We start from the raw sequence: 20,963 nt of genomic DNA, 5'->3' as shown, positions 1-20,963 counted from the left end.
GGCGGCCTAGCTGAACAGCCGGCGCGCCAGCACCGACCCCGCCGACAGGTCGCGCCCGTCGAGCTGGTCGTACAGCAGCTCCAGGTCCGAGGCGATCGGGTCCATGGCCATGGCAGGCAGCGGCTGGCCATTCTGGTCACAGAGCACGCCGTCCATGGCCTCGCACAGCGCGGCGGCGGCCTCGCGCAGGCGCGCAAAGGGTTGTTCGGTTCGGTGGACCTGCGCCACGTCCAGGCTCAGGGTGATGTCGCGGATGGCGGACTGGTCCGGGTCTTCGGCCAGTGCCGCCTGCGTGTCGTAGCCGAGCGTGAGCAATGGCGGCAGGCCTTGCGCGCCGGCCGGCAGCACCAGGCGCCCGGGCATGGCGCCCGGCACGAAGCCCACGCGCGCGGCGTTCTGCTGCACGTAGCCGGGGCTCCAGGCGGCCTGGCGCGCGCGCAGCATGAAGGCCAGTTGCGCGTCGTGGTCGCTGGCGAACTGGTCCAGCTCGCGGGCGCGGGCCACTTCCTGCAGCATGTCTGGAAAATCGGGGGCGGCATTGATGGCGTCCGCAAACGCCTGGGCCTTGACGACGAATTCCGAGAACTCGATCTCGTTGAGCGCGCCCATGCGGTTGGCAAGCTGCACGCCCGCCTGGAAGCTCTGGTAGCGCTGGCCGGGCGCCGGCGTCTCCCACTGCTGGGTGGCTTCGTTCAGGCCTTCGATCGCAAACGGCTTGCTGCCGGCCCGGCGCGTGGGAGGCAGCGCCGCCAGCGCGGCATCGCCGGACACGGACACCTCCGGCTGCAGCGGTGCGATCACGTCGATGAGCGGGTCCAGCCCGGGGCGGCGCTCCAGCGAGAACGGCGGCACGGGCATCTGCAGGGCCTCGCTGGCATCCACCGTGTGCTCGGAAGGCTCGGGCCCGCGGTCCAGGCCGTGGAAGTCCCCGGGGGGCAGGTCGGCGGCCGCGCCCGCCTCGAAACCTGGCTCCTGGCGCAGCGCGGGCTCGGCCGCGCGCTCGCGTTCCGGCTCTGGCGGCAAGGCGCGCTTGGGCGCGTTGCGGCGCGAGGTCCAGGTGTTGTAGGCCACGATGAGGGCCAGCACCAGGCCGCCGATGATGGCCAGACTCAGTTGCAATGTGCTCATAAAAGAAATTCTCGGCTAACGGCTATCCGCTGCATGGCGCAAGGGCCGCCGCGGTGAAAATGCGCGCGGCCTGTGCGCGAGACGCCGAGCAAGGGCCGCCCCGCAGCAAGGGCGTCGTCCCCCTGGGGGGAAGGTGCGAAGCGCCTCAGGGGGGTGCTCATATTTCCGCCATGGAGAGGGCCGACTCCATATCGACGGCCACGATGCGCGACACGCCCTGCTCCTGCATGGTCACGCCGATCAGCTGTTCGGCCATTTCCATCGCGATCTTGTTGTGGCTGATGAACAGGAACTGCGTGCCCTTGCTCATGCTGGACACCAGCTTGGCGTAACGCTCGGTGTTGGCGTCGTCCAGCGGCGCGTCCACCTCGTCCAGCAGGCAGAACGGCGCCGGGTTGAGCTGGAAGATGGCGAACACCAGCGCGATGGCCGTGAGAGCCTTCTCGCCGCCCGACAGCAGGTGGATGGTCTGGTTCTTCTTGCCGGGCGGCTGCGCCATCACCTGCACGCCGGAATCAAGGATTTCGTCGCCGGTGATGATGAGCTTGGCCTGGCCGCCGCCGAACAGCTCGGGGAACATGCGGCCAAAGTGCGCGTTCACGGTGTCGAAGGTGCCCGAGAGCAGCTGGCGTGTTTCGCCGTCGATCTTGCGGATCGCGTCTTCCAGCGTGTTCATGGCCTCGGTCAGGTCGGCCGTCTGCGCATCGAGGAAGACCTTGCGCTCGCTGGCGAGCTTGAGTTCGTCCAGCGCGGCGAGGTTCACAGCGCCCAGGGCGGCGATCTCGCGGTGCAGGCGGTCGATTTCGCTTTGCAGACCGCCCACGCGCACATTGCCGTCGGTGATCGACTGGGCCACGGCCTCGAGGTCGGCCTGCGCGTCGGCCAGCAAGGTGGTGTACTGCTCCAGGCCCAGGCGCGCCGCCTGTTCCTTGAGCTGGAATTCGGTGATGCGGGCGCGCAGCGGGTCGAGCGCGCGTTCGAGCTGCATGCGGCGCTCGTCGCTGGCGCGCAGCTTGGTGGTGAGGTCGTCGTATTCGCTGCGCTGGGCGCCGAGCGCTTTTTCGCGCTCCATCTTCACCTCCAGGGCGGCCTGCAGGCCACCTTGCGCGGCGGCGTCGGACAGGCGGGCCAGCTCATCGCGCGCGCGCTGCTGCTCGTCGGCCAGGGCCGTGGCCTGCTGCGTGGCGGTTTCGATGGAACGGTTGAGTTCGGCGCGGCGCGCCTCCAGGCTGCGCTGCGAGAACGTGGCCTCTTGTGCCTGGCGCTCCAGCGTGCGCTGCTGTTCGCGGCAGGCGGTGAGCTTGCGCTCGGCCTCGATCACACGGTCGCCCAGCTGGGCCTCGCGCTCCTGGCTGTCGGCCAGCTGCATGTCGAGTTCTTCAAAGCGCGCCTCGGCGGCCACGCGGCGTTCCTGCAGGTCGGCCAGCTGGGCCTCCACCTCGGCCAGGTCGCCGTCGATTTGCTGGCTGCGCGCGCGGGTCTGTTCGGCCAGCTGGGTCAGGCGCAGGGTCTCGACCTGCAGCTCGTGGGCGCGGCTCTGGGTTTCGGTGGCTTCGCGGCGCGCGACCACGAGGCGCTGCGAGGCATCGGCGTACGCGGCTTCGGCCCGCACCAGGGCCGTGCGCGATTCTTCGGCGATGAGCGCCTGCGCGCGCAATTCTTTTTCGAGGTGCTCGATCTCCTGCGCGCGGGCCAGCATGCCGGACTGCTCGGAGTCCTGCGCGTAAAAGCTCACGCTGTGGGCGCTGACCGCATGGCCGGTAGGAACAAACACCACCTCCCCGGGTTGCAGCGTGCCGCGGCGGCCCAGGGCTTCGTCCAGCGTGGGCGCGGTGTAGCAGCCTTGCAGCCAGTCGGTGAGCACGGCACGCAGGCCGGCATCGTTCAGGCGCAGCAGGTCCGACAGGCGGGCGTGGGGTGACGAGGTTTCGGGGTGGCCCGCGGCGGGAGCGCTGTAGAAGGCCAGGCGCGCGGGCGGCGCGTCGGTGCCGCCAGAGCCCAGGAAGCCACGCACCATGTCCAGGCGCCCCACTTCCAGCGCAGCCAGGCGCTCGCGCAGCGCGGCTTCCAGCGCGTTTTCCCAGCCGGGCTCGATGTGGATGCGGCTCCACAGGCCTTGCAGGCCGTCGAGCCCGTGTTTGGCCAGCCAGGGGCGCAGCTTGCCGTCGGTCTTGACCTTTTCCTGCAGCGCCTTGAGCGCTTCCATGCGCGCCGACAGGTCGGCCTGGCGCGCGCTTTCGGTGTTCACGGCCTGCTGGCGGGCGCGGCGGTCGTCATCCAGCTGGGGCACGGACTCCTGCAGCTCGTGCAGTCGGGCTGCCGTGGTCTCGGCGATCTCTTGCGCCTCTTCGAGCTGCTCGCGCAGGTTCGTCAGGCGGGCTTCATCGGGCGCGGCCAGCGCATTGCGGTCGGTGCGCAGGCGTTCGAAGCGGCTGTCGAGCTGGCGGCTTTGTTCGTCGATGCTGCGCTGCTCGGCGGCCAGCACGCCAATCTGCTGCTGCACCTGCACCACGCTGCTGCGCTGCTCGGCCGTGCGGCTTTGGGCCTGGCGCAGGGCTTCTTCCAGGTCGGGCAGCTGCATGGCCTGCTCTTCGACCTGGGCGGCCAGCATCTCGGCGCGCTCTTCGGCGTCCACACCGGCACCGGCCAGGTTTTCGAGTTCGATATCGGCCTCTTCCTTGCGGGCCTGCCACTGGGCGATCTGCTCTGCCAGCGTGACCAGGCGCTGCTCCACGCGCTGGCGCCCTTCGATCACGTAGCGGATCTCGGCTTCGAGCTTGCCGACCTCGGCCGTGGCCTCGTACAGCCGGCCCTGGGCCTGGTTCACCTGGTCGCCGGCCGCGTAGTGGGCCTGGCGGATGGTTTCAAGGTCGGACTCCACGGCGCGCAGGTCGGCCATGCGGGATTCGAGGTCGTTGACGGCTTGGAGGCCGTCCAGGCGCACCTTGTTCTGCTGCTCTTCGGCCTCGGCGCGCTTCAAAAACCACTGCTGGTGCTGCTTGAGCGTGGCGTCGGCCTGCAGGGTGTTGTATTTGGCGGCCACCTCGGCCTGCTTTTCGAGCTTTTCGAGGTTGGCGTTCAGCTCGCGCAGGATGTCTTCGACCCGCGTGAGGTTCTCGCGCGTGTCCGACAGGCGGTTTTCCGTCTCGCGGCGGCGCTCCTTGTACTTGGAGACACCAGCGGCTTCTTCGAGGAACAGGCGCAGTTCCTCCGGGCGCGACTCGATGATGCGGCTGATGGTGCCCTGGCCGATGATGGCGTAGGCGCGCGGCCCTAGGCCCGTGCCCAGGAACACGTCCTGCACGTCGCGGCGGCGCACGGGCTGGTTGTTCAGGTAGTAGCTGCTGGTGCCGTCGCGCGTGAGCACGCGCCGCACCGCGACCTCGCCGTACTGGCCCCACTGGCCGCCCGCGCGGTGGTCGGAGTTGTCGAACACCAGCTCCACGCTGGCGCGGCTGGCCTGCTTGCGGGTGGTGGTGCCGCTGAAGATCACGTCCTGCATGGACTCGCCACGCAGCTCGCTGGCCTTGCTCTCGCCCAGCACCCAGCGCACCGCGTCCATGATGTTGGACTTGCCGCAGCCGTTCGGGCCCACCACACCGACCAGTTGCCCGGGCAGCATGAAATTGGTGGGTTCAGCGAACGACTTGAAACCGGAAAGCTTGATCGAGGTAAGACGCACGGGTCAGGGAACGGGCAAAAAGAGAATGAAGGCGGGGGTGCAAAAGTGGCGCCAGGCGGACGTTCCAGGCCGGAACACCCAGGCCGCAGCAAGGGCGGAATGATACCGCGCCGCCTGCAGCCCCCCGGCCCCCGGCTGACGGGCAGGGGCACACGGCCGGGGTGCAGCGCAAACATTTGGCAAAAACCAGCTATTGCACTTATCCCGCCTTGATTTCATGCTATCTATTTTGACAAACTCTGTACCGGCAGGGTGGCGGGCGGGCTGGTGCGGGCCGGTGTGCCAGGGCTACGCGTGCTGCGCGCCCGTCCCATTCGTTTTGCGCACCAGCGCCTCGAACTCGGCCACCGGCACGGGCGGGCTGAACAGGTAGCCCTGCCAGGCGTGGCAGTGGTGGCGCTCCAGAAACTCGCGCTGGGCCTCGGTTTCCACCCCTTCGGCGATCACGCGCAGGCCCAGGCTGGTGCCCAGCGCCACCACGGTGCGGGCGATGGCGGCGTCGTTGGGGTCGGTGAGCACGTCGCGCACGAAACTCTGGTCGATCTTGAGCTGGTCCAGCGGCAGGCGCTTGAGGTAGGCCAGCGACGAGTACCCCGTGCCAAAGTCGTCCAGCGAGAAGCCCACGCCGTAGCCCTTGAGCTGGCCCATCTTCTCGATGGTGTCTTCCACGTCGTCCAGCAGCAGGCCCTCGGTCATCTCCAGCTTGAGCTGGTGCCCCTGGGCGCCCGAGCTGGCCAGCGCGGCCAGGACTTGGGCCACGAAATCGCCCTGGTGGAACTGGCGCGGGCTCACGTTCACCGCCAGGCTCAGCACGGCCAGCTCGGGCTGCGCGGCCCAGCGGGCCAGGCACCCGCAGGCCACCTGCAGCACCCATTCGCCCAGCGGGAGGATCAAGCCTGTCTCCTCCGCCAGCGGGATGAAATGCGCGGGGGAGACAAAACCGTCGCGTGGATGGCGCCAGCGCAGCAGCGCCTCGGCACCGGTGATGCGGCCCCGGTCGATCTGCGGCTGGTAGTACAGCTCGAACTGGCCCTGCGCCAGGCCAATGCGCATGTCGCGCTCCAGCGCAGCCCGTGCGCTCACGGCGGCCTGCATCTGGGGGTCGTAGAAGCGCAGCGTGTCGCGGCCGGCGTTCTTGGCCTGGTAGAGCGCCAGGTCGGCGCGCTTGAGCAGTTCGTCCACGGTCTCGCGCATGCCGCTGAAGATGGTGACGCCCATGCTCAGCGAGCTGTGGTGCGCGGTGCCGTTGAGCATGTAGGGCTCGCGCAGGGTGGCCAGGATGCGCTGGCCCACTTCTTCGCTGCGGGCCGCGGCCTCCTCGGGGTTGTCGCCCAGGTCTTCCAGCACCACGACGAATTCGTCGCCTCCCTGGCGGGCGACGGTGTCGTCCTCGTGCACGCAGCCACGCAGGCGGTGCGCCACCTGCAGCAGCAGGTGGTCGCCGCTGTCATGGCCCCGGGTTTCATTGAGTGTCTTGAAGTTGTCCAGGTCGAGCAGCAGCAAGGCGCCGCTGCGCCCGTGGCGGGCACTGGTGGCCAGCGCCTGCTGCAGCCGGTCCATGAGCAGGCGGCGGTTGGGCAGGCGCGTGAGCGGGTCGTAGTAGGCCAGGTGGTTGATCTCCTCCTCGGCCGCCTTGCGCTGGCTCAGGTCCTGCATGGTGACCAGGTGCCCGCCTTCCACCTGCACCCCCGAGACTTCGACGGGGCGCAGCTGCCCGTCATGGCAGCGGATGAGGTACTCGGCGCCGGGGATCACGCCGTCGCCGGCCTGGGCGCTCTGCGCCGCCTCGCGCCAGCCCTGGCGCACGGTTTCGCGCTCCTCGCGCTCCGGGAACGCGCGCTCCCACCAGGTGTCCACGTCGGGCACCTCGGCCTCGGTGTACCCGCAGATCTGCACGTAGCGCTGGTTGCGAAAGCTGATGCGCCCGTCGGGCTGCACCAGGCACAGGCCCATGGGCAGGCGCTCCAGAATGCCCCGCAGCCGGTGTTCGTTGGTGCGCAGGGTGTCCTCCATGCGCTTGCGCGAGGTGATGTCCTGCACCACGGCGATGTGGTGGTCGGGCGTGGCCCCGGGCACCCACATCGGCGACACGGTGAGGTCGACCCACACCGAATGGCCGCGCTTGTGGATGTAGCGCTTTTCCAGCCGGTATTCGGGCACCTCCCCTGACTTGAGGCGCTCCAGGTGCTGCGCGTCCGTCTCCAGGTCGTCGGGGTGCGTGATGGCCCGGATGTTGAGCTCCTGCATCTCCTCGGGGCTGTAGCCCACGATGTCGCCATAGCGCTGGTTGGCGCGCAGGAACCGGCCGGTGGAGGTGTCCAGCAGCGCGACCCCCACGCTGGCCTGGTTGAACAGGGCGCGAAAACGCTCCTCGCTCTCGTGGCGGGCCTCGTCCGACGCCTGCGCGCGCACCAGCGCCATGGTGCGCTGGCGCACCAGCAGCCCGACCGTGGAAGCCAGCAGGAGGGACACCAGGATGCCCCCCAGCCCCGCCAGGACCGGCAGCCGCGCCTCGGACGGCGAGAGGAACGAGCGCGCGGGATGGAAGGTCAGGCGCCAGCGCCGGTCGTGCACGAGCAGGTCGCGCACAAACGGCTGCGCATCGGGCAGCGCCGCCGACGACTGCGCCAGCAGGGGCCGGACGGTGGTGTCGGTGGAGCCCGCGCGCACCGAGCCATGGTCCTCCATCGACACGGCAATGCCGTTGAGCAGGCCCTGGCTCCCCAGCGCCTGCACCAGGTCGAACACCCGGATGGTGGACGCCACCGCGCCCAGGAAGCGCGGCTCCGGCGTGCCCGCCGTGTAGTCGAACACCGGCACGCGGATCACGAAGCCCGCGCGGTGCTTGTCCTCCTGCAGCAGGTCGAACGGGGCCGAGGCCACCGTGTGGCCGCTGTCCCGGCTGTACTGCATGGCGGCCAGGTTGGTGGGCTGGGCGCTGATGTCCAGGCCCAGCACGCTTTCATTGCCCGCCATGGGCCACAGGTACTCGGCCACGAAATACTCGGCCCGCTCGCCCGGTGGCCGGATGGCGAAGTCGGGGTAGCCGTGGGTGGACAGCGAGGTGTCGGCGCGCACCCGGGCTTCATAGGCGGCTCGCTCGGCGCCCGGCACCCAGCGGGTGAACGACAGGTTGCGCACGCCGGGATACCGCTGGCCCACTTCCAGGTCGCTCGCCGCGCGCTCGAACTCCGCGCGGGTCAGGTGCGGATTGGCCGTGAACAGGCCGCGCAGGCCGTTGACGACTTCGGTATGCCCCTCGATCCGCTGGCTCAGCGCGTCGGCGAACGCGCGGGCCTCCTGCATGAACCGGGTCTGCCCGGCCTGGGCCACCGAGTCGGCCTGCTGCCAGGCCAGCCACAGGCTGACCGCCACGCCCAGCACGGCCACGCCCAGCCCGGCCAGCCAGTGCCGATAGCGACCGTCTGGCGTCAAGGAAGCCATGGCAGGAAACGGGTGGGCATGCAGAATCAGAACAGCGTCTGGGCCGTGGTGGTGGGTGGTGTTGCGGTGGGTTGTTGGCCGCGCCAGGGCCCGGCCGCAAGGCGCAGGATAGCGGCAATCCGCAGCCCTTTGGAGCAACCTGCGGCAGAACAACTGGTTACCAATGAGTTATTTGGTGGAAAGTGCCGTCAGCGCAACACCCTCATGCGCCAGCAGCTATGAATTGATGAGCACATTTCATAACCTGCGTCAGGACGCCGGCCCCGTGCGGCTGTCGGCCACGGGGTACGGCGCGAACCGGCTCCAGTTCTCGTTCACGTCCAGCGCCCGGCCAATGGGAGGAAACGCGCGCTGCGGGCAGGCGTCGCGCTCGCACACCTTGCAGCCCATGCCGATGGGCACGCCCCCGTACGGGTTCGCGAGATCCAGCCCCTGCGAATACACCAGCTGCGGCGCGTGGCGGACATCGCAGCCCAGCGCCACCGAGAACTCCTTGCCCGGCGCCCCCCAGCCGCCGCCGCCGCGCGAGACCGTGCGCGCCACCCACAGGTAGGCGCGGCCGTCGGGCATGCGCGCCAGCTGGGGCACGATGCGCCCGGGCTGGGCAAACGCCTCGTACACGTTCCACAGCGGGCAGGTGCCGCCGATCTTGCTGAAGTGAAAGTGCGTCGCCGACTGGCGCTTGGAGATGTTGCCCGCCCGGTCCACCCGCACGAAGAAGAACGGCACCCCGCGCGCGCTGGGCCGCTGCAGGGTGGACAAGCGGTGGCACACCGTCTCGAACCCCACGCCGAACTGGTGGCCCAGCCGGTCCAGGTCGTAGCGCACGGCTTCGGCCGCGCGCAGGAAGGCCGTGTACGGCAGCACCAGGGCGCCCGCAAAGTAGTTCGCCAGGCCGATGCGCGCCAGCGCCCGGGCCTGGTCGCCGGACAGTCCCGCGCCGTCGGCGATGCGCCGCAGCAGCGGCCCCTGCTCCAGGAACGCCAGCTGCGTCGCCATCTGGAAGGCGCGCTGGCCCGGCTCCAGCCCCGCGGCGAGCTTCAGCACCCGCGTCCCGGGCTCGAAGACGCGCTGCGCATTGCCCGGCAGTGCATCCGCCGCGCTGCCCACCCGCACGCCATGGGCGGCCAGCAGCCGCTCCGCCAGGCCCTCGTCCGAGCGCCCGGGCTGCAGCGACCAATCGGCGGCGCACTGCTCCGCCGCGTCGTCCAGCTCGGCAATATGGTTCTGCCGGGCAAAGAAAAAGTCGCGCACTTCTTCGTATGCCATGGGGGGGTGGCCTTGCAGCGGCGGCATGCCGCGCTCGTCGCCCAGGCCCCACTGCGCATTGAGCGCGCCCAGGGCTTCCAGCCGCTCCAGGGCCTGCCGGTGGCGCTGGTGCAATGCCAGCAAGGTGCGGGCCACGGCGGGCATCCCGGCGGCCAGCTCCCGGATTTCGGCCAGCGAGACGGCATCGCCCGCCCCCTCCCCGCCCAGGCCCGCGGGGAGGTCGGCCAGCACCTCGCGCAGGCCCGTGATGAGGCGCGCCTCGTCGTCGTCCGAAAAGCGCTGCACATCCACGCCGAACACCGCGTTGATCTTGAGCAGCACCGGCACCGTGAGGGGCCGCTGGTTCTGCTCCAGCTGGTTGAGGTAGCTGGCCGACAGGTCCAGCGCGCGTGCCAGCGCAACCTGCGTCATGCCGCGTTCTTCGCGCAGGCGGCGCAGGCGCACGCCCATGAAGGTTTTTCTCATCGCAAGGTCCAGGGGTCAAGAAGATGAATATTTGCAATATTTGCAAATCATCCAGAAATACTTCGCAATCATTCGCCGATTCAGGGGTGGTGCCGCGAATCCCGGGTGCGTACATTGCGAATCATGCACCAAGCGACCCACCCCCACCAGCCCCCCGGCACCCAGGCGTTCACCGAAATGGTGTTCCCCGGACGCACCAACCACTACGGCACCCTGTTTGGCGGCCAGGCGCTGCTGCTCATGGGCCAGGCCGCTTTCGTCACGGCCAGCCGGCATGCGCGCAGCGCCGTGGTGATGGCGCGCTGCGGCGGCGTGGACTTTCTGGCGCCCGTGCCCCAGGGGCAGGCGCTGGAACTCCAGGCCCGCGTGGTGCGCACCGGTGCCAGCTCAATGACCGTGCAGGTCGAAGGCGCGGCACATGACCTGGCCTCGGGGCGGCACCTGCCCGCCCTGTGCGGCACGTTTGAAATGGTGGCCGTGGACGCCACGGGCCGCCCCACCCCTTTTTCCCCGATGGAGACACCATGAGCGATACCGCAACCCCGAGCACCAGCGCACCCGCGGGCTTCAGGCCCAAGAAATCCGTCGCCCTGTCGGGCGTGACCGCCGGCAACACGGCGCTGTGCACCGTGGGCCGCACGGGCAACGACCTGCACTATCGTGGCTACGACATCCTGGACATCGCCGATGTCTGCGAGTTCGAGGAGATCGCCCACCTGCTGGTGCACGGCAAGCTGCCCACCGCCGCCGAACTGCGCGGCTACAAGGCACGCCTGAAAGCGCTGCGCGGCCTGCCGGCCAATGTGAAGGAGGCGCTGGAGCAGCTGCCCGCCAGCAGCCACCCCATGGACGTGATGCGCACGGGCGTGTCGGCCCTGGGCTGCGTGCTGCCCGAGAAGGACGGGCACCACACGCCCGGCGCGCGCGACATCGCCGACCGGCTGATGGCATCGCTCGGCTCGATGCTGCTGTACTGGTACCACTGGTCCACCCAGGGCAAGCGCATCGAGGTGGAGACGGACGACGACTCCATCGGCGCGCACTTCCTGCACCTGCTGCACGGCCAAAAGCCGCCCGCCGCGTGGGAGCGCGCCATGCACACCTCGCTGAACCTGTACGCGGAGCACGAGTTCAACGCTTCCACCTTCACCGCGCGCGTGGTGGCCGGCACCGGCAGCGACATGTACTCGTGCATCACCGGCGCCATCGGCGCGCTGCGCGGGCCCAAGCACGGCGGCGCCAACGAGGTGGCCTTCGAGATCCAGAAGCGCTACGACAACGCCGACGAGGCCGAGTCCGACATCCGCCGCCGGGTGGAGGCCAAGGAGGTGGTGATCGGTTTCGGCCACCCGGTCTACACCGTGAGCGACCCGCGCAACGAGGTCATCAAGCGCGTGGCGCGCCAGCTCTCCGAGGATGCCGGCAGCACCAAGATGTTCGACATCGCCGAGCGGCTGGAGTCGGTGATGTGGGAGGCCAAGAAGATGTTCCCCAACCTCGACTGGTTCAGCGCCGTGAGCTACCACATGATGGGCGTGCCCACCGCGATGTTCACGCCGCTGTTCGTCATCGCGCGCACCAGCGGCTGGGCGGCGCACATCATCGAGCAGCGCATCGACAACAAGATCATCCGCCCGAGCGCGCACTACACCGGCCCGGACGACCTGCAGTTCGTGCCCATCCAGGACCGCAAGTAAATTCGCCCCCCAGCGGCGACGGACGGTGCCACCGTCCGCGCCCGCCCCACGCCATGAACACCCTCTTCCGCAAGAACCTGCCCGGTACCGATCTGGACTATTTCGACGCCCGCCAAGCCGTCGAGGCGCTGCAGCCCGGCGCCTGGAACCGCCTGCCCTACACCGCGCGCGTGCACGCCGAGAACATCGTGCGCCGGGCCGACCCGGCCATCGTCGGCGAGTGCCTGGTGCAGATCATCGAACGCAGGCGCGAACGGGACTTTCCGTGGTTTCCGGCACGCGTGGCCTGCCACGACATCCTCGGGCAGACCGCGCTGGTGGACCTGGCGGGCCTGCGCGACGCCATCGCGGCCCAGGGCGGCGACCCGGCCCAGGTGAACCCCGTGGTGCCCGTGCAGCTCATCGTGGACCACTCGCTGGCCGTGGAGTGCGGCGGCTTCGACCCCCATGCGTTCGAAAAGAACCGCGCCATCGAGGACCGCCGCAACGAGGACCGGTTCCACTTCATCGAGTGGACGAAAAAAGCGTTTTCCAACGTCCAGGTCATCCCCGCGGGCAACGGCATCATGCACCAGATCAACCTGGAGAAAATGTCGCCCGTGGTCCATGCGGACAACGGCGTGGCCTATCCCGACACCTGCGTGGGCACCGACAGCCACACGCCGCACGTGGATGCCCTGGGCGTGGTCGCCATCGGCGTGGGCGGCCTGGAGGCCGAGAACGTGATGCTGGGCCGCGCCAGCTGGATGCGCCTGCCCGAGATCGTGGGCGTCAAGCTCACCGGCCAGCGCCAGGACGGCATCACCGCCACCGACGTGGTGCTGGCCCTGACCGAGTTCCTGCGCAAGTCCAGGGTGGTGGGTGCCTACCTGGAGTTTCATGGCGAAGGCGCGGCCAGGCTGACCATTGGCGACCGCGCGACCATCTCGAACATGGCCCCCGAATACGGCGCCACCGCCGCCATGTTCAGCATCGACGCGCAGACGCTGGAGTACCTGACCCTCACGGGCCGCGCGGCGGAGCAGGTCAGGCTGGTCGAGACCTACGCGAAGCACGCCGGCCTGTGGTCGGACTCGCTCAGGGAGGCCGTGTACGAACGCCATCTGGAGTTCGACCTGTCCAGCGTGGTGCGCAACCTGGCGGGCCCGTCGAACCCGCATGCGCGCGTGGCCACCGCCGATCTGGCGGCCAAGGGCATCGCGGGCGCCTGGCGCATGCCCACGCCGGAAGAAGGCACGATGCCCGACGGCGCCGTGATCATCGCGGCCATCACGAGCTGCACCAACACCTCCAACCCGCGCAACGTGATCGCCGCCGCCCTGCTCGCCCGCAATGCGAACCGGCTGGGCCTGGCGCGCAAGCCCTGGGTCAAGACCTCGCTGGCCCCCGGCTCCAGGGCCGTGGAGCTGTACCTGAAGGAAGCCGGCCTGCTGCAGGACCTCGAAAAGCTGGGCTTCGGCATCGTGGCCTTCGCCTGCACCACCTGCAACGGCATGAGCGGTGCGCTCGATCCGGCCATCCAGCAGGAGATCATCGGCCGCGGCCTCCACACGGCCGCCGTGCTCTCGGGCAACCGCAACTTCGACGGGCGCATCCACCCCTATGCCCGGCAGGCGTTCCTGGCCTCGCCGCCGCTGGTCGTGGCCTATGCGATCGCGGGCACGGTGCGGTTCGACATCGAGAACGACGTGCTCACGGTGGTGGACGGCAAGCCCGTGCGCCTGAGGGACATCTGGCCCGCCGACGAGGAAATCGACGCCGTCGTGAAGGCCGCCGTGAAGCCCGCACAGTACCGCGCCGTGTACGAACCGATGTTCGCCATCCGGCACGACGACGGCCAGCGCGTATCGCCGCAGTACGGCTGGCGGGCGCAGTCCACCTACATCCGCCGCCCGCCCTACTGGGACACCGAAGGCGTGGGCGCGCTGGCCGCGAACCCGCGCACCTTGAAGGGCATGCGGGCGCTGGCCCTCCTGCCGGACAACATCACCACCGACCACCTCTCGCCCTCCAACGCCATCCTGCCCGACAGCGCGGCCGGAGAGTACCTGCACAGCATGGGCCTGCCCGAGGAGGACTTCAACTCCTACGCCACCCACCGCGGCGACCACCTCACCGCCATGCGCGCCACGTTCGCCAACCCGCAGCTCGTCAACGAGATGGCCGTGGTGGATGGCCAGGTCCGCAAGGGCTCGCTCGCCCGGGTGGAGCCCGAAGGCCAGGTCATGCGCATGTGGGAGGCCATCGAAACCTACCTGCACCGCCGCCAGCCGCTGATCATCATCGCCGGCGCCGATTACGGCCAGGGCTCCAGCCGCGACTGGGCCGCCAAGGGCGTGCGCCTGGCGGGCGTCGAAACCGTGGTGGCCGAGGGCTTCGAGCGCATCCACCGCACCAACCTGATCGGCATGGGCGTGCTGCCGCTGGAGTTCAAGGACGGCACCACGCGGCGGACCCTGGGGCTCGACGGCACCGAAACCTACGACGTGCAAGGCCAGCCGCAGCCACGCGCCACGCTCATGCTCGTCATCCGGCGCAAGAATGGCGAGGTGGTGAACGTGCCCATGGCCTGCCGCCTGGACACCGCCGAGGAAGTCTCCGTGTACGAAGCGGGCGGCGTGCTGCAGCGCTTCGCCCAGGACTTCCTGGCCCAGAATGTCAAGCAAAAACAGCCCCTGGCGCAGTCATGACAAGCGCTGACTGCTATCAAATTTGAAAAATCCGACATGACGACACTCTTTGCGCCACAGATCCGGATCCCCGCCACCTACCTGCGAGGCGGCACCAGCAAGGGCGTTTTTTTCCAGTTGCAGGACCTGCCCGAGGCGGCCCGGCAGCCCGGCGCCGCGCGCGACGCGCTGCTGCTGCGCGTGCTGGGCAGCCCCGACCCCTATGGCAAGCAGATCGACGGCCTGGGCAATGCCTCGTCGAGCACCAGCAAGGCCGTGATCCTCAGCCGCAGCACGCGCCCCGGCCATGACGTGGACTACCTGTTCGGCCAGGTCTCCATCGACCAGCCCTTCGTGGACTGGAGCGGCAACTGCGGCAACCTCTCGGCCGCCGTGGGGCCCTGCGCCATCCACATGGGGCTGGTCGATGCGGCGCGCGTGCCGCGCGACGGCACCGCCGCCGTGCGCATCTGGCAGGCCAACATCGGCAAGACCATCGTGGCGCACGTGCCGATGGCCGCCGGGCAGGTGCAGGAGACGGGCGAATTCGAGCTGGACGGCGTGACCTTCGCGGCCGCCGAGGTACAGCTTGAATTCCTCGACCCGGCGGACGAGGGCGAGGACGGCGGCGCGATGTTCCCCACGGGCAACCTGGTCGACCGCCTGGACGTGCCGGGCGTCGGCAGCTTCCACGCCACGCTGATCAACGCGGGCATACCGACCATCTTCCTCAATGCCCGGGACATCGGCTGCACCGGCACCGAGCTGCAGGCCGCCGTCAACGGCGACGCGCAGGCGCTCGCGCGCTTCGAGGCCATCCGCGCGCACGGCGCGCTGAGGATGGGCCTGATCCGGGAGCTGGCCGAGGCCGCCACGCGCCAGCACACGCCCAAGATCGCCTTCGTGGCACCGCCCGCCGGCTACACGGCCTCCAGCGGCAGGCGCGTCGAGGCGCAGGACGTGAACCTGCTCGTGCGGGCGCTCTCCATGGGCCAGCTGCACCACGCCATGATGGGCACGGCGGCCGTGGCCATCGGCACCGCCGCCGCCATCCCGGGCACGCTGGTCAACCTCGCGGCGGGCGGCGGCCCGCGCGGTGCCGTGCGCTTCGGACACCCGTCCGGCACGCTGCGCGTGGGCGCCGAGGCCGCACAGGTCGACGGCCGGTGGCAGGTCACCAAGGCCGTGATGAGCCGCAGCGCCCGCATCCTCATGGAAGGCTGGGTCAGGGTGCCCGTCCCCTGAGCGGCGGCGCGGTTTCAGGAAAAGTGCGGCACGCCTGCGTGCCGCCATTGAACCAACAGCGAAGAAGAAAATGATGAACACCAAGCAGCGACTCAAGTCCCTGGCCGAAGCCCGCCGCGGCATCCTCGTGCCCGGCGCGTTCAACGCCCTCTCCGCCCGCGTCGTGGCCGACCTGGGCTTCGAGGCTCTCTACGTCACCGGCGCGGGCGTCACCAATATGTGGTTCGGCCTGCCCGACCAGGGCTTCATGGGCCTCACGGACATCGCCGACCACACGGCGCGCATCCGCGACGCGGTGGAGCTGCCGCTCATCGTGGACGCCGACACCGGCTTCGGGAACGCGCTCAATACCTACCATGCGGTGCGCACGCTGGAGCGCGCGGGCGCCGACTGCATCCAGCTCGAAGACCAGGTCAGCCCCAAGCGCTGCGGGCATTTCAACGGCAAGGAGGTCATCTCCACCGAGGAGATGCTGGGCAAGATCCGGGCGGCGGTGGACGCGCGCCGCGACCCGGACACCCTGATCCTGGCCCGCACCGACGCCTGCGCCACCCAGGGCTTCGAAGCCGCCGTGGAGCGCGCGCAGCGCTACGGCGAGGCCGGCGCCGACATCCTGTTCGTGGAGGCCGTGACCACGGCCGAGCAAATCCGCACCCTGCCCCGGCGCCTGGCCGACAGGCCCCAGCTCATGAACATGGTGATCGGCGGCAAGACCCCCATCGTCAGCGCCGAGGAACTGGCGGGCCTGGGCTACGGCATCGTGCTGTACGCCAATGCCGCGCTGCAAGGTGCCGTGGCCGGCATGCAGAAGGCGCTGGCGGTGCTGCGCGAAACCCGGCGCATCGACGAAGACCCCGCCCTGGTCGCGCCCTTTGCAGAACGCCAGCGCCTGGTGCGCAAGCCCGAATGGGATGCGCTGGAGCGCAAATACCAATAAAAAGCAGTCCTGGCGCTTGCTGCAAAAGCGCAAGCAGCTACATATTCAATAGCAATCAAACGGCCTGACGCCACGCGGTGCGGCCAATCCGCGGGCGTCAAGCCAGCGCGCGACGGCGTAGCGTTTTACGCACACGCCACGGCACAGCCGCGGGCCGCGCTGCACAATGGGTTTTCCGTACCTTGTGCGCGCCCTGCCAATGCAAAGCATTTCTTCCGCGAACATCGTAGACCTGCTGCTGGATGCCGTCTGCATCGTGCAAGCCGACAGCCGGATCGTGTTCGTGAGCCCTGCCTTCGAGCGCATCTTTGGCTATGCGCCCCAGGAGGTGGTGGGGCGGCGCATGCTGGACATGGTCCACCCCGAAGACCTCGAGGCCACCGAGCGCCAGGCGCGCAGCGTGACCGAGGGCCATCTGCAGCTTCAGTTCGAGAACCGCTATGTGCGCAAGGACGGCACCGTCGCGCACATCCGCTGGACGGCGCGCTGGCTGCCCGACCGGCAGCTGCGGCTGGCCGTGGCCCACGACATCACCGAACGCAAGTTCACCGAGTCCATGCGCGGGGCGATCTACGCGATCTCCGAAGCGGCGCAGACAGCGCCCAACCTGGATACGCTGTTCGGGCGCATCCACCACACCGTCGGGCAGCTGCTGCCCGCCACCGATTTTTCGGTGGCGCTGTACGACCGCGAGAACGGCGCTCTGAGCTTTCCCTACCACGTGAGCGACGGGCTGCCCATGCCCGCCCCCATGGCGCTGGTGCGCGATTCGCTGTGCGCCGAGGTCATCCGCAACGGCAGCACCCTGCTGCTCACGCCCACCACGCGGGCCGGGCTGCCCGTGGAGGTGCCGCACGAACACCTTCCGCTGTACTGGCTGGGCGTGCCGCTGCAGACACCGCAGGGCGCCATCGGCGCGCTGGTGCTGCAAAGCCATACCGGGCAGTACCGCTACACCGACAAGGACAAGGAGCTCCTGCAGTTCGTCTCCACCCAGGTCGCGGCCGCCATCGAACGCCAGCAGATGCACGAGCGCCTGGAGCACATGGCGCAGTACGACCAGCTCACGCACCTGCCCAACCGCCAGCTGTTCCTGGACCGACTGAAGACCGCCCTCGCCCGCGCCCGGCGGGACCAGGGCCAGCTGTCGCTGCTGTTCATCGACCTGGACCATTTCAAGGACGTGAACGACACCCTGGGCCATGCCATGGGCGACCTGCTGCTGCAGCGGGTGGCGCAGCGGCTGCTGGAATGCGTGCGCGGCTCCGACACCGTGGCCCGCCTGGGCGGCGACGAGTTCGTGGTGCTGCTCGAGCATGGCCCCGCGCAAGGGCACACCACGGCGGTGGCCGAAAAGATCCTGGCGGCATTCGGCCAGGCCTTCGACCTGGAGGGCACGAGGCTGGCGATCCACCCCAGCATCGGGGTGGCCCTGCACCCCGAGCACGGCAGCGAGGTGCACCACCTGCTGGGCCACGCCGACGCCGCCATGTACCTCTCGAAGAAAAACGGGGGCAACCAGGTGCGGCTTGCGCCGCAGCCCCGCGCGGACAGGGGCCCGTAGCGGCCTGGGCCGCCCGCACCACCGGACCGCCATGCACGCCCCACGCCCCGGCGACACCTGCGCCGCGCCCACGCCCCGCCGCCGCGCGGCGGCCCTGCAGTTGCTGAAGCGGCTGGGCCTTGCCGTGCTGGCCTTGCCGGTGGCGATGGTCCTCACGTTCGCGGCCTTTCCGTTCTGGTCGTGGCTGGAGCGCACGACCGGCATCGAAAGCATGGGCCGCGAAGGCCCAGCCAGCTGGTGCTACCTGGCCACCTGGGGGCTGCTCGCGCTCGCCCTGGCGGGGCCGGCCCTGCTGCGCGCCGTGCGAAGCCTGCGCCCGGCCCGGGGCCACCGGGCGGGGCACTAGCCACCGCCCGGCAAGCCGCTGCGCCACGCCCCCCGGCGGCTGGCGGCGATGTCGCTGCACAATGCGCCTTTCGCACCCGCGCCCTTCACCCACGGCCTACGGCCCCGCCCCCATGCTCTACAACGCCCTCAAGCTCGCCCATGTCCTGTCCATCGTGGTGTGGATAGGAGGCATGGTGTTCGCGCATTTCTTCCTGCGCCCCGCCGCGCAGTCGCTGGAGCCCGCGCAGCGCGTGCGGCTGATGCACGACGTGCTCCAGCGCTTTCTCGCGGCGGTGTCGGTGGCCGTCGTGGTCGTGCTGGCCAGCGGGCTGTGGATGATCGGCCGCGTGGCCAGGCAGGCCGTGCAGGCCGGCGGCTCGTTTTCCATGCCGCTGGACTGGACCGTCATGGCCACCCTGGGCCTGGTGATGATGGCCATCTTCGGCCACATCCGCTTCGCGCTGTTCAGGCGCCTGCAGCGTGCGGTGGCCGCCTCGGACTGGCCTGCCGGCGGCCAGGCCCTCGCCAGCATCCGCAGCTGGGTGGGCGTCAATCTGGCGCTGGGCGTGGTCACGATCGTCGTCACCCTGCTGGCCTGACGGCGCGCCGCCGCTTCCTGCCCATGCTCACGCACAAGCAGCTGCGCTACTTCGTGGACATCGTGGACGCGGGCAGCTTCAGCCTGGCGGCCGAGCGGCTGTTCATCGCCCAGTCGGCGCTGAGCCGCCAGGTCAAGGACATGGAACAGGCGCTGCAGGTACCCCTGCTCGAGCGCGGCACGCGGCACCTGCAGGCCACCCCCGCGGGGCGGTCGCTGTATGCCGACGCGCGCCGCATCCTCGCCGACCTGCAGCAGGCCGCCGTCAACGCGCGCGATGCGCAGCGCGGCATCGAGGGCACGGTGCACCTGCTGCATGCCAGCTCGGTGCCGCTCACGCCCGCGCTGCAGTCCTTTCTGCGCCGCCATCTGGCGCAGCACCCGGGGGTGTCGGTCGAGGTATCGCAATCCTCGTCCGAGCACCAGGCCCCCGACATCGCCCAGGCGCGCGCCGACATGGGCCTGGCGCGCGCGCCGGTGCTGCGCCGCTACCCCGGCATGCACTATGAGCCGCTGTACACCGAGGGGCTGGTGGTGGCCCTGCCCCCCGGCCATGCGCTGGCGCAAGCGCCCGAGATCGCACTGGGCGACTTGCGCGGGGAGTCCTTCGTGGCCACGCCCCACCTGGACCGGGGCGGCCTCAGCCACCACGTGGCCCAGCTGTGCCGGGCGGCCGGGTTCGAGCCGCGCAGCGCGCGGGTACGCTCGCGCAAATGGTCGCAGCTGGCCCTGGTGCAGGGAGGTTTTGGCGTGGCGGTGATGCCCGAATCGCTGGCGGCATGGGCACCGCCGGGTGTGCCCGTGCGCCCACTGGCCGGGAGCACGGGTCACCGCACGGCGGTGCTGGTCTTGTGGCGCCAGGACGCAGCGCCCCTGGTGCAGCAGTTCGCGGATGCCATGGTGCGCAGCTTCGCCCCGCTGCCACAGGCCCCCGGCTCCCACCCGCCTGCGGGCTGAACCCAGCTGATTTCGAGATAGATACCCGCCCCATTCGGTATTGGATGTGCAGGGGGACCGCCGGTAGAGTGCATCGCATTCGTCCACCGTGCCTGTTGCCCCCGCCACCATGCCGCTCTCCACCCTTGCCGACTTTCTGCCCGCCGTCCAGCCGTGGCAACTGGCCCTCATCTGCGCGGGGGTGACCGCCGCCTACGTGATCTTCGGCATGGCCGGTTTCGGCACCGCCCTGGTGGCCGGGCCGGTGCTGGCCCACTTCATCCCCGTCGCGACCATCGTGCCGCTGCTGGCGCTGCTCGATTTTTTCGCCGCCGCCACCAACATCGCACGCGACCGCCATGCGGCTGACAGCGCCGAGCTGGGCCGCCTGGTCCCGTTCCTGGCCGCGGGCAGCCTCGCGGGGGCCGCGCTGCTGCTCTGGGGGAGGCCCGATGCACTGCAGTGGGCCCTGGGCGCATTCGCCACGGGCTATGCGCTCCATGCGCTGAGCGGCCACAAGCCCCGGTCGGCGCTGCCCCCGCGCGCGGCCCTCCCCTTTGGCTTCATCGGCGGCATCTTCTCGGCCCTCTTTGGAAGCGGCGGTTTTCTCTATGCCATCTACCTGGCGGGGCGGCTGGACGACAAGGACCGTATCCGCGTCACGCAGTCCACCCTGATCGGGCTGAGCACGCTGACCCGCGCGGTGCTGTTCCTGCTGGCGGGTGTGTACGCGCAGGCGCCGATGCTGGTGCTGGCGGCCGCGCTGGTGCCGGCCATGCTGCTGGGCACGGCCATCGGGCGGCGCATCACGCTGCGCCTGTCGCGCGAACAATTTCTGCGCGTGGTCCACGGGGTGGTGCTGTGCTCGGGCGTGCTGCTGCTGTGGCGGCAGTGGGCGGGCGCATAGCCGCAGGCCCCGGCCGCCGGTTCACCTACTTGGGTTGCGGACAAGGGCCCGCCGGCGCGCGCGCCGCGCCCCGGTCCTCTACCATCGGGCGAAGA

Annotated in this window: 14 protein-coding genes; 10 read left to right on the top strand and 4 right to left on the bottom strand. The window is 69.8% G+C overall.

What is annotated here, in order from left to right; translation table 11 throughout:
• Positions 1-6: 6 nt before the first annotated feature.
• The 4 genes from AC07OC_RS03085 to AC07OC_RS03070 form a co-directional block, all read right to left on the bottom strand.
• The gene (locus tag AC07OC_RS03085; RefSeq protein WP_218294946.1) at positions 7-1,128 is read right to left on the bottom strand and encodes a cell division protein FtsZ; all 1,122 of its coding nucleotides are present in this window, start codon (positions 1,126-1,128) and stop codon (positions 7-9) included.
• Positions 1,129-1,285: 157 nt separating this feature from the next.
• Complete coding sequence (gene smc, locus AC07OC_RS03080; RefSeq protein WP_218338541.1) at positions 1,286-4,810, bottom strand: chromosome segregation protein SMC; 3,525 nt, start codon at positions 4,808-4,810, stop codon at positions 1,286-1,288.
• Between the two features lie 288 nt (positions 4,811-5,098).
• Entirely contained in the window at positions 5,099-8,254 is a 3,156-nt protein-coding gene (locus AC07OC_RS03075) for a bifunctional diguanylate cyclase/phosphodiesterase (RefSeq protein WP_218294944.1), read from the bottom strand.
• 249 nt (positions 8,255-8,503) lie between these two features.
• Entirely contained in the window at positions 8,504-9,988 is a 1,485-nt protein-coding gene (locus AC07OC_RS03070) for a short-chain fatty acyl-CoA regulator family protein (protein WP_218338540.1), read from the bottom strand.
• A gap of 123 nt (positions 9,989-10,111) precedes the next feature.
• On the opposite strand from AC07OC_RS03070, the gene AC07OC_RS03065 reads away from it, so the two are divergent.
• The 10 genes from AC07OC_RS03065 (at position 10,112) to AC07OC_RS03020 (ending at position 20,868) form a co-directional block, all read left to right on the top strand.
• On the top strand, positions 10,112-10,516 hold the full coding sequence (locus AC07OC_RS03065; protein WP_218338539.1) for an acyl-CoA thioesterase: 405 nt from the start codon (positions 10,112-10,114) through the stop codon (positions 10,514-10,516).
• Positions 10,513-11,685, top strand: a complete 1,173-nt coding sequence (gene prpC, locus AC07OC_RS03060; RefSeq protein ID WP_218338538.1) for a bifunctional 2-methylcitrate synthase/citrate synthase — start codon at positions 10,513-10,515, stop codon at positions 11,683-11,685. The genes AC07OC_RS03065 and prpC overlap by 4 nt, the downstream gene beginning before the upstream one ends.
• Positions 11,686-11,738: 53 nt before the next feature.
• Entirely contained in the window at positions 11,739-14,375 is a 2,637-nt protein-coding gene (gene acnD, locus AC07OC_RS03055; RefSeq protein ID WP_218338537.1) for a Fe/S-dependent 2-methylisocitrate dehydratase AcnD, read from the top strand.
• 36 nt (positions 14,376-14,411) lie between these two features.
• Complete coding sequence (gene prpF, locus AC07OC_RS03050; protein WP_218338536.1) at positions 14,412-15,599, top strand: 2-methylaconitate cis-trans isomerase PrpF; 1,188 nt, start codon at positions 14,412-14,414, stop codon at positions 15,597-15,599.
• 73 nt (positions 15,600-15,672) lie between these two features.
• Positions 15,673-16,536, top strand: a complete 864-nt coding sequence (locus tag AC07OC_RS03045) for an isocitrate lyase/PEP mutase family protein (protein ID WP_218294937.1) — start codon at positions 15,673-15,675, stop codon at positions 16,534-16,536.
• A 199-nt stretch (positions 16,537-16,735) separates the two neighbouring features.
• Positions 16,736-18,100, top strand: a complete 1,365-nt coding sequence (locus AC07OC_RS03040) for a sensor domain-containing protein (RefSeq protein WP_218294936.1) — start codon at positions 16,736-16,738, stop codon at positions 18,098-18,100.
• 31 nt (positions 18,101-18,131) lie between these two features.
• Positions 18,132-18,446: a hypothetical protein gene (locus AC07OC_RS03035; protein ID WP_218338535.1), complete on the top strand. Its 315-nt coding sequence runs from the start codon at positions 18,132-18,134 to the stop codon at positions 18,444-18,446.
• Positions 18,447-18,558: 112 nt separating this feature from the next.
• On the top strand, positions 18,559-19,026 hold the full coding sequence (locus AC07OC_RS03030) for a CopD family protein (protein WP_218294934.1): 468 nt from the start codon (positions 18,559-18,561) through the stop codon (positions 19,024-19,026).
• Positions 19,027-19,049: 23 nt separating this feature from the next.
• Positions 19,050-19,982, top strand: coding sequence for a LysR family transcriptional regulator (locus tag AC07OC_RS03025; RefSeq protein ID WP_218338534.1), 933 nt, complete (start codon positions 19,050-19,052; stop codon positions 19,980-19,982).
• Positions 19,983-20,070: 88 nt separating this feature from the next.
• Positions 20,071-20,868 (top strand): sulfite exporter TauE/SafE family protein, encoded by a 798-nt coding sequence (locus tag AC07OC_RS03020; protein ID WP_370627704.1) that lies wholly within the window; start codon positions 20,071-20,073, stop codon positions 20,866-20,868.
• Positions 20,869-20,963 lie beyond the last annotated feature (95 nt).

The organism is Acidovorax sp. GW821-FHT10E04, assembly GCF_059415185.1.
This window is presented reverse-complemented; position numbering and strand designations above follow the sequence as displayed.

Excerpts from the sequence above, each read along its gene's own strand:
- AC07OC_RS03075 (WP_218294944.1), bottom strand. The coding sequence starts at position 8,254 with ATGGCTTCCTTGACGCCAGACGGTCGCTATCGGCACTGGCTGGCCGGG.
- AC07OC_RS03040 (WP_218294936.1), top strand. The coding sequence starts at position 16,736 with ATGCAAAGCATTTCTTCCGCGAACATCGTAGACCTGCTGCTGGATGCC.
- AC07OC_RS03085 (WP_218294946.1), bottom strand. The coding sequence starts at position 1,128 with ATGAGCACATTGCAACTGAGTCTGGCCATCATCGGCGGCCTGGTGCTG.
- AC07OC_RS03025 (WP_218338534.1), top strand. The coding sequence starts at position 19,050 with ATGCTCACGCACAAGCAGCTGCGCTACTTCGTGGACATCGTGGACGCG.
- prpC (WP_218338538.1), top strand. The coding sequence starts at position 10,513 with ATGAGCGATACCGCAACCCCGAGCACCAGCGCACCCGCGGGCTTCAGG.
- AC07OC_RS03030 (WP_218294934.1), top strand. The coding sequence starts at position 18,559 with ATGCTCTACAACGCCCTCAAGCTCGCCCATGTCCTGTCCATCGTGGTG.
- AC07OC_RS03065 (WP_218338539.1), top strand. The coding sequence starts at position 10,112 with ATGCACCAAGCGACCCACCCCCACCAGCCCCCCGGCACCCAGGCGTTC.
- AC07OC_RS03035 (WP_218338535.1), top strand. The coding sequence starts at position 18,132 with ATGCACGCCCCACGCCCCGGCGACACCTGCGCCGCGCCCACGCCCCGC.
- AC07OC_RS03045 (WP_218294937.1), top strand. The coding sequence starts at position 15,673 with ATGAACACCAAGCAGCGACTCAAGTCCCTGGCCGAAGCCCGCCGCGGC.
- acnD (WP_218338537.1), top strand. The coding sequence starts at position 11,739 with ATGAACACCCTCTTCCGCAAGAACCTGCCCGGTACCGATCTGGACTAT.
- AC07OC_RS03070 (WP_218338540.1), bottom strand. The coding sequence starts at position 9,988 with ATGAGAAAAACCTTCATGGGCGTGCGCCTGCGCCGCCTGCGCGAAGAA.
- prpF (WP_218338536.1), top strand. The coding sequence starts at position 14,412 with ATGACGACACTCTTTGCGCCACAGATCCGGATCCCCGCCACCTACCTG.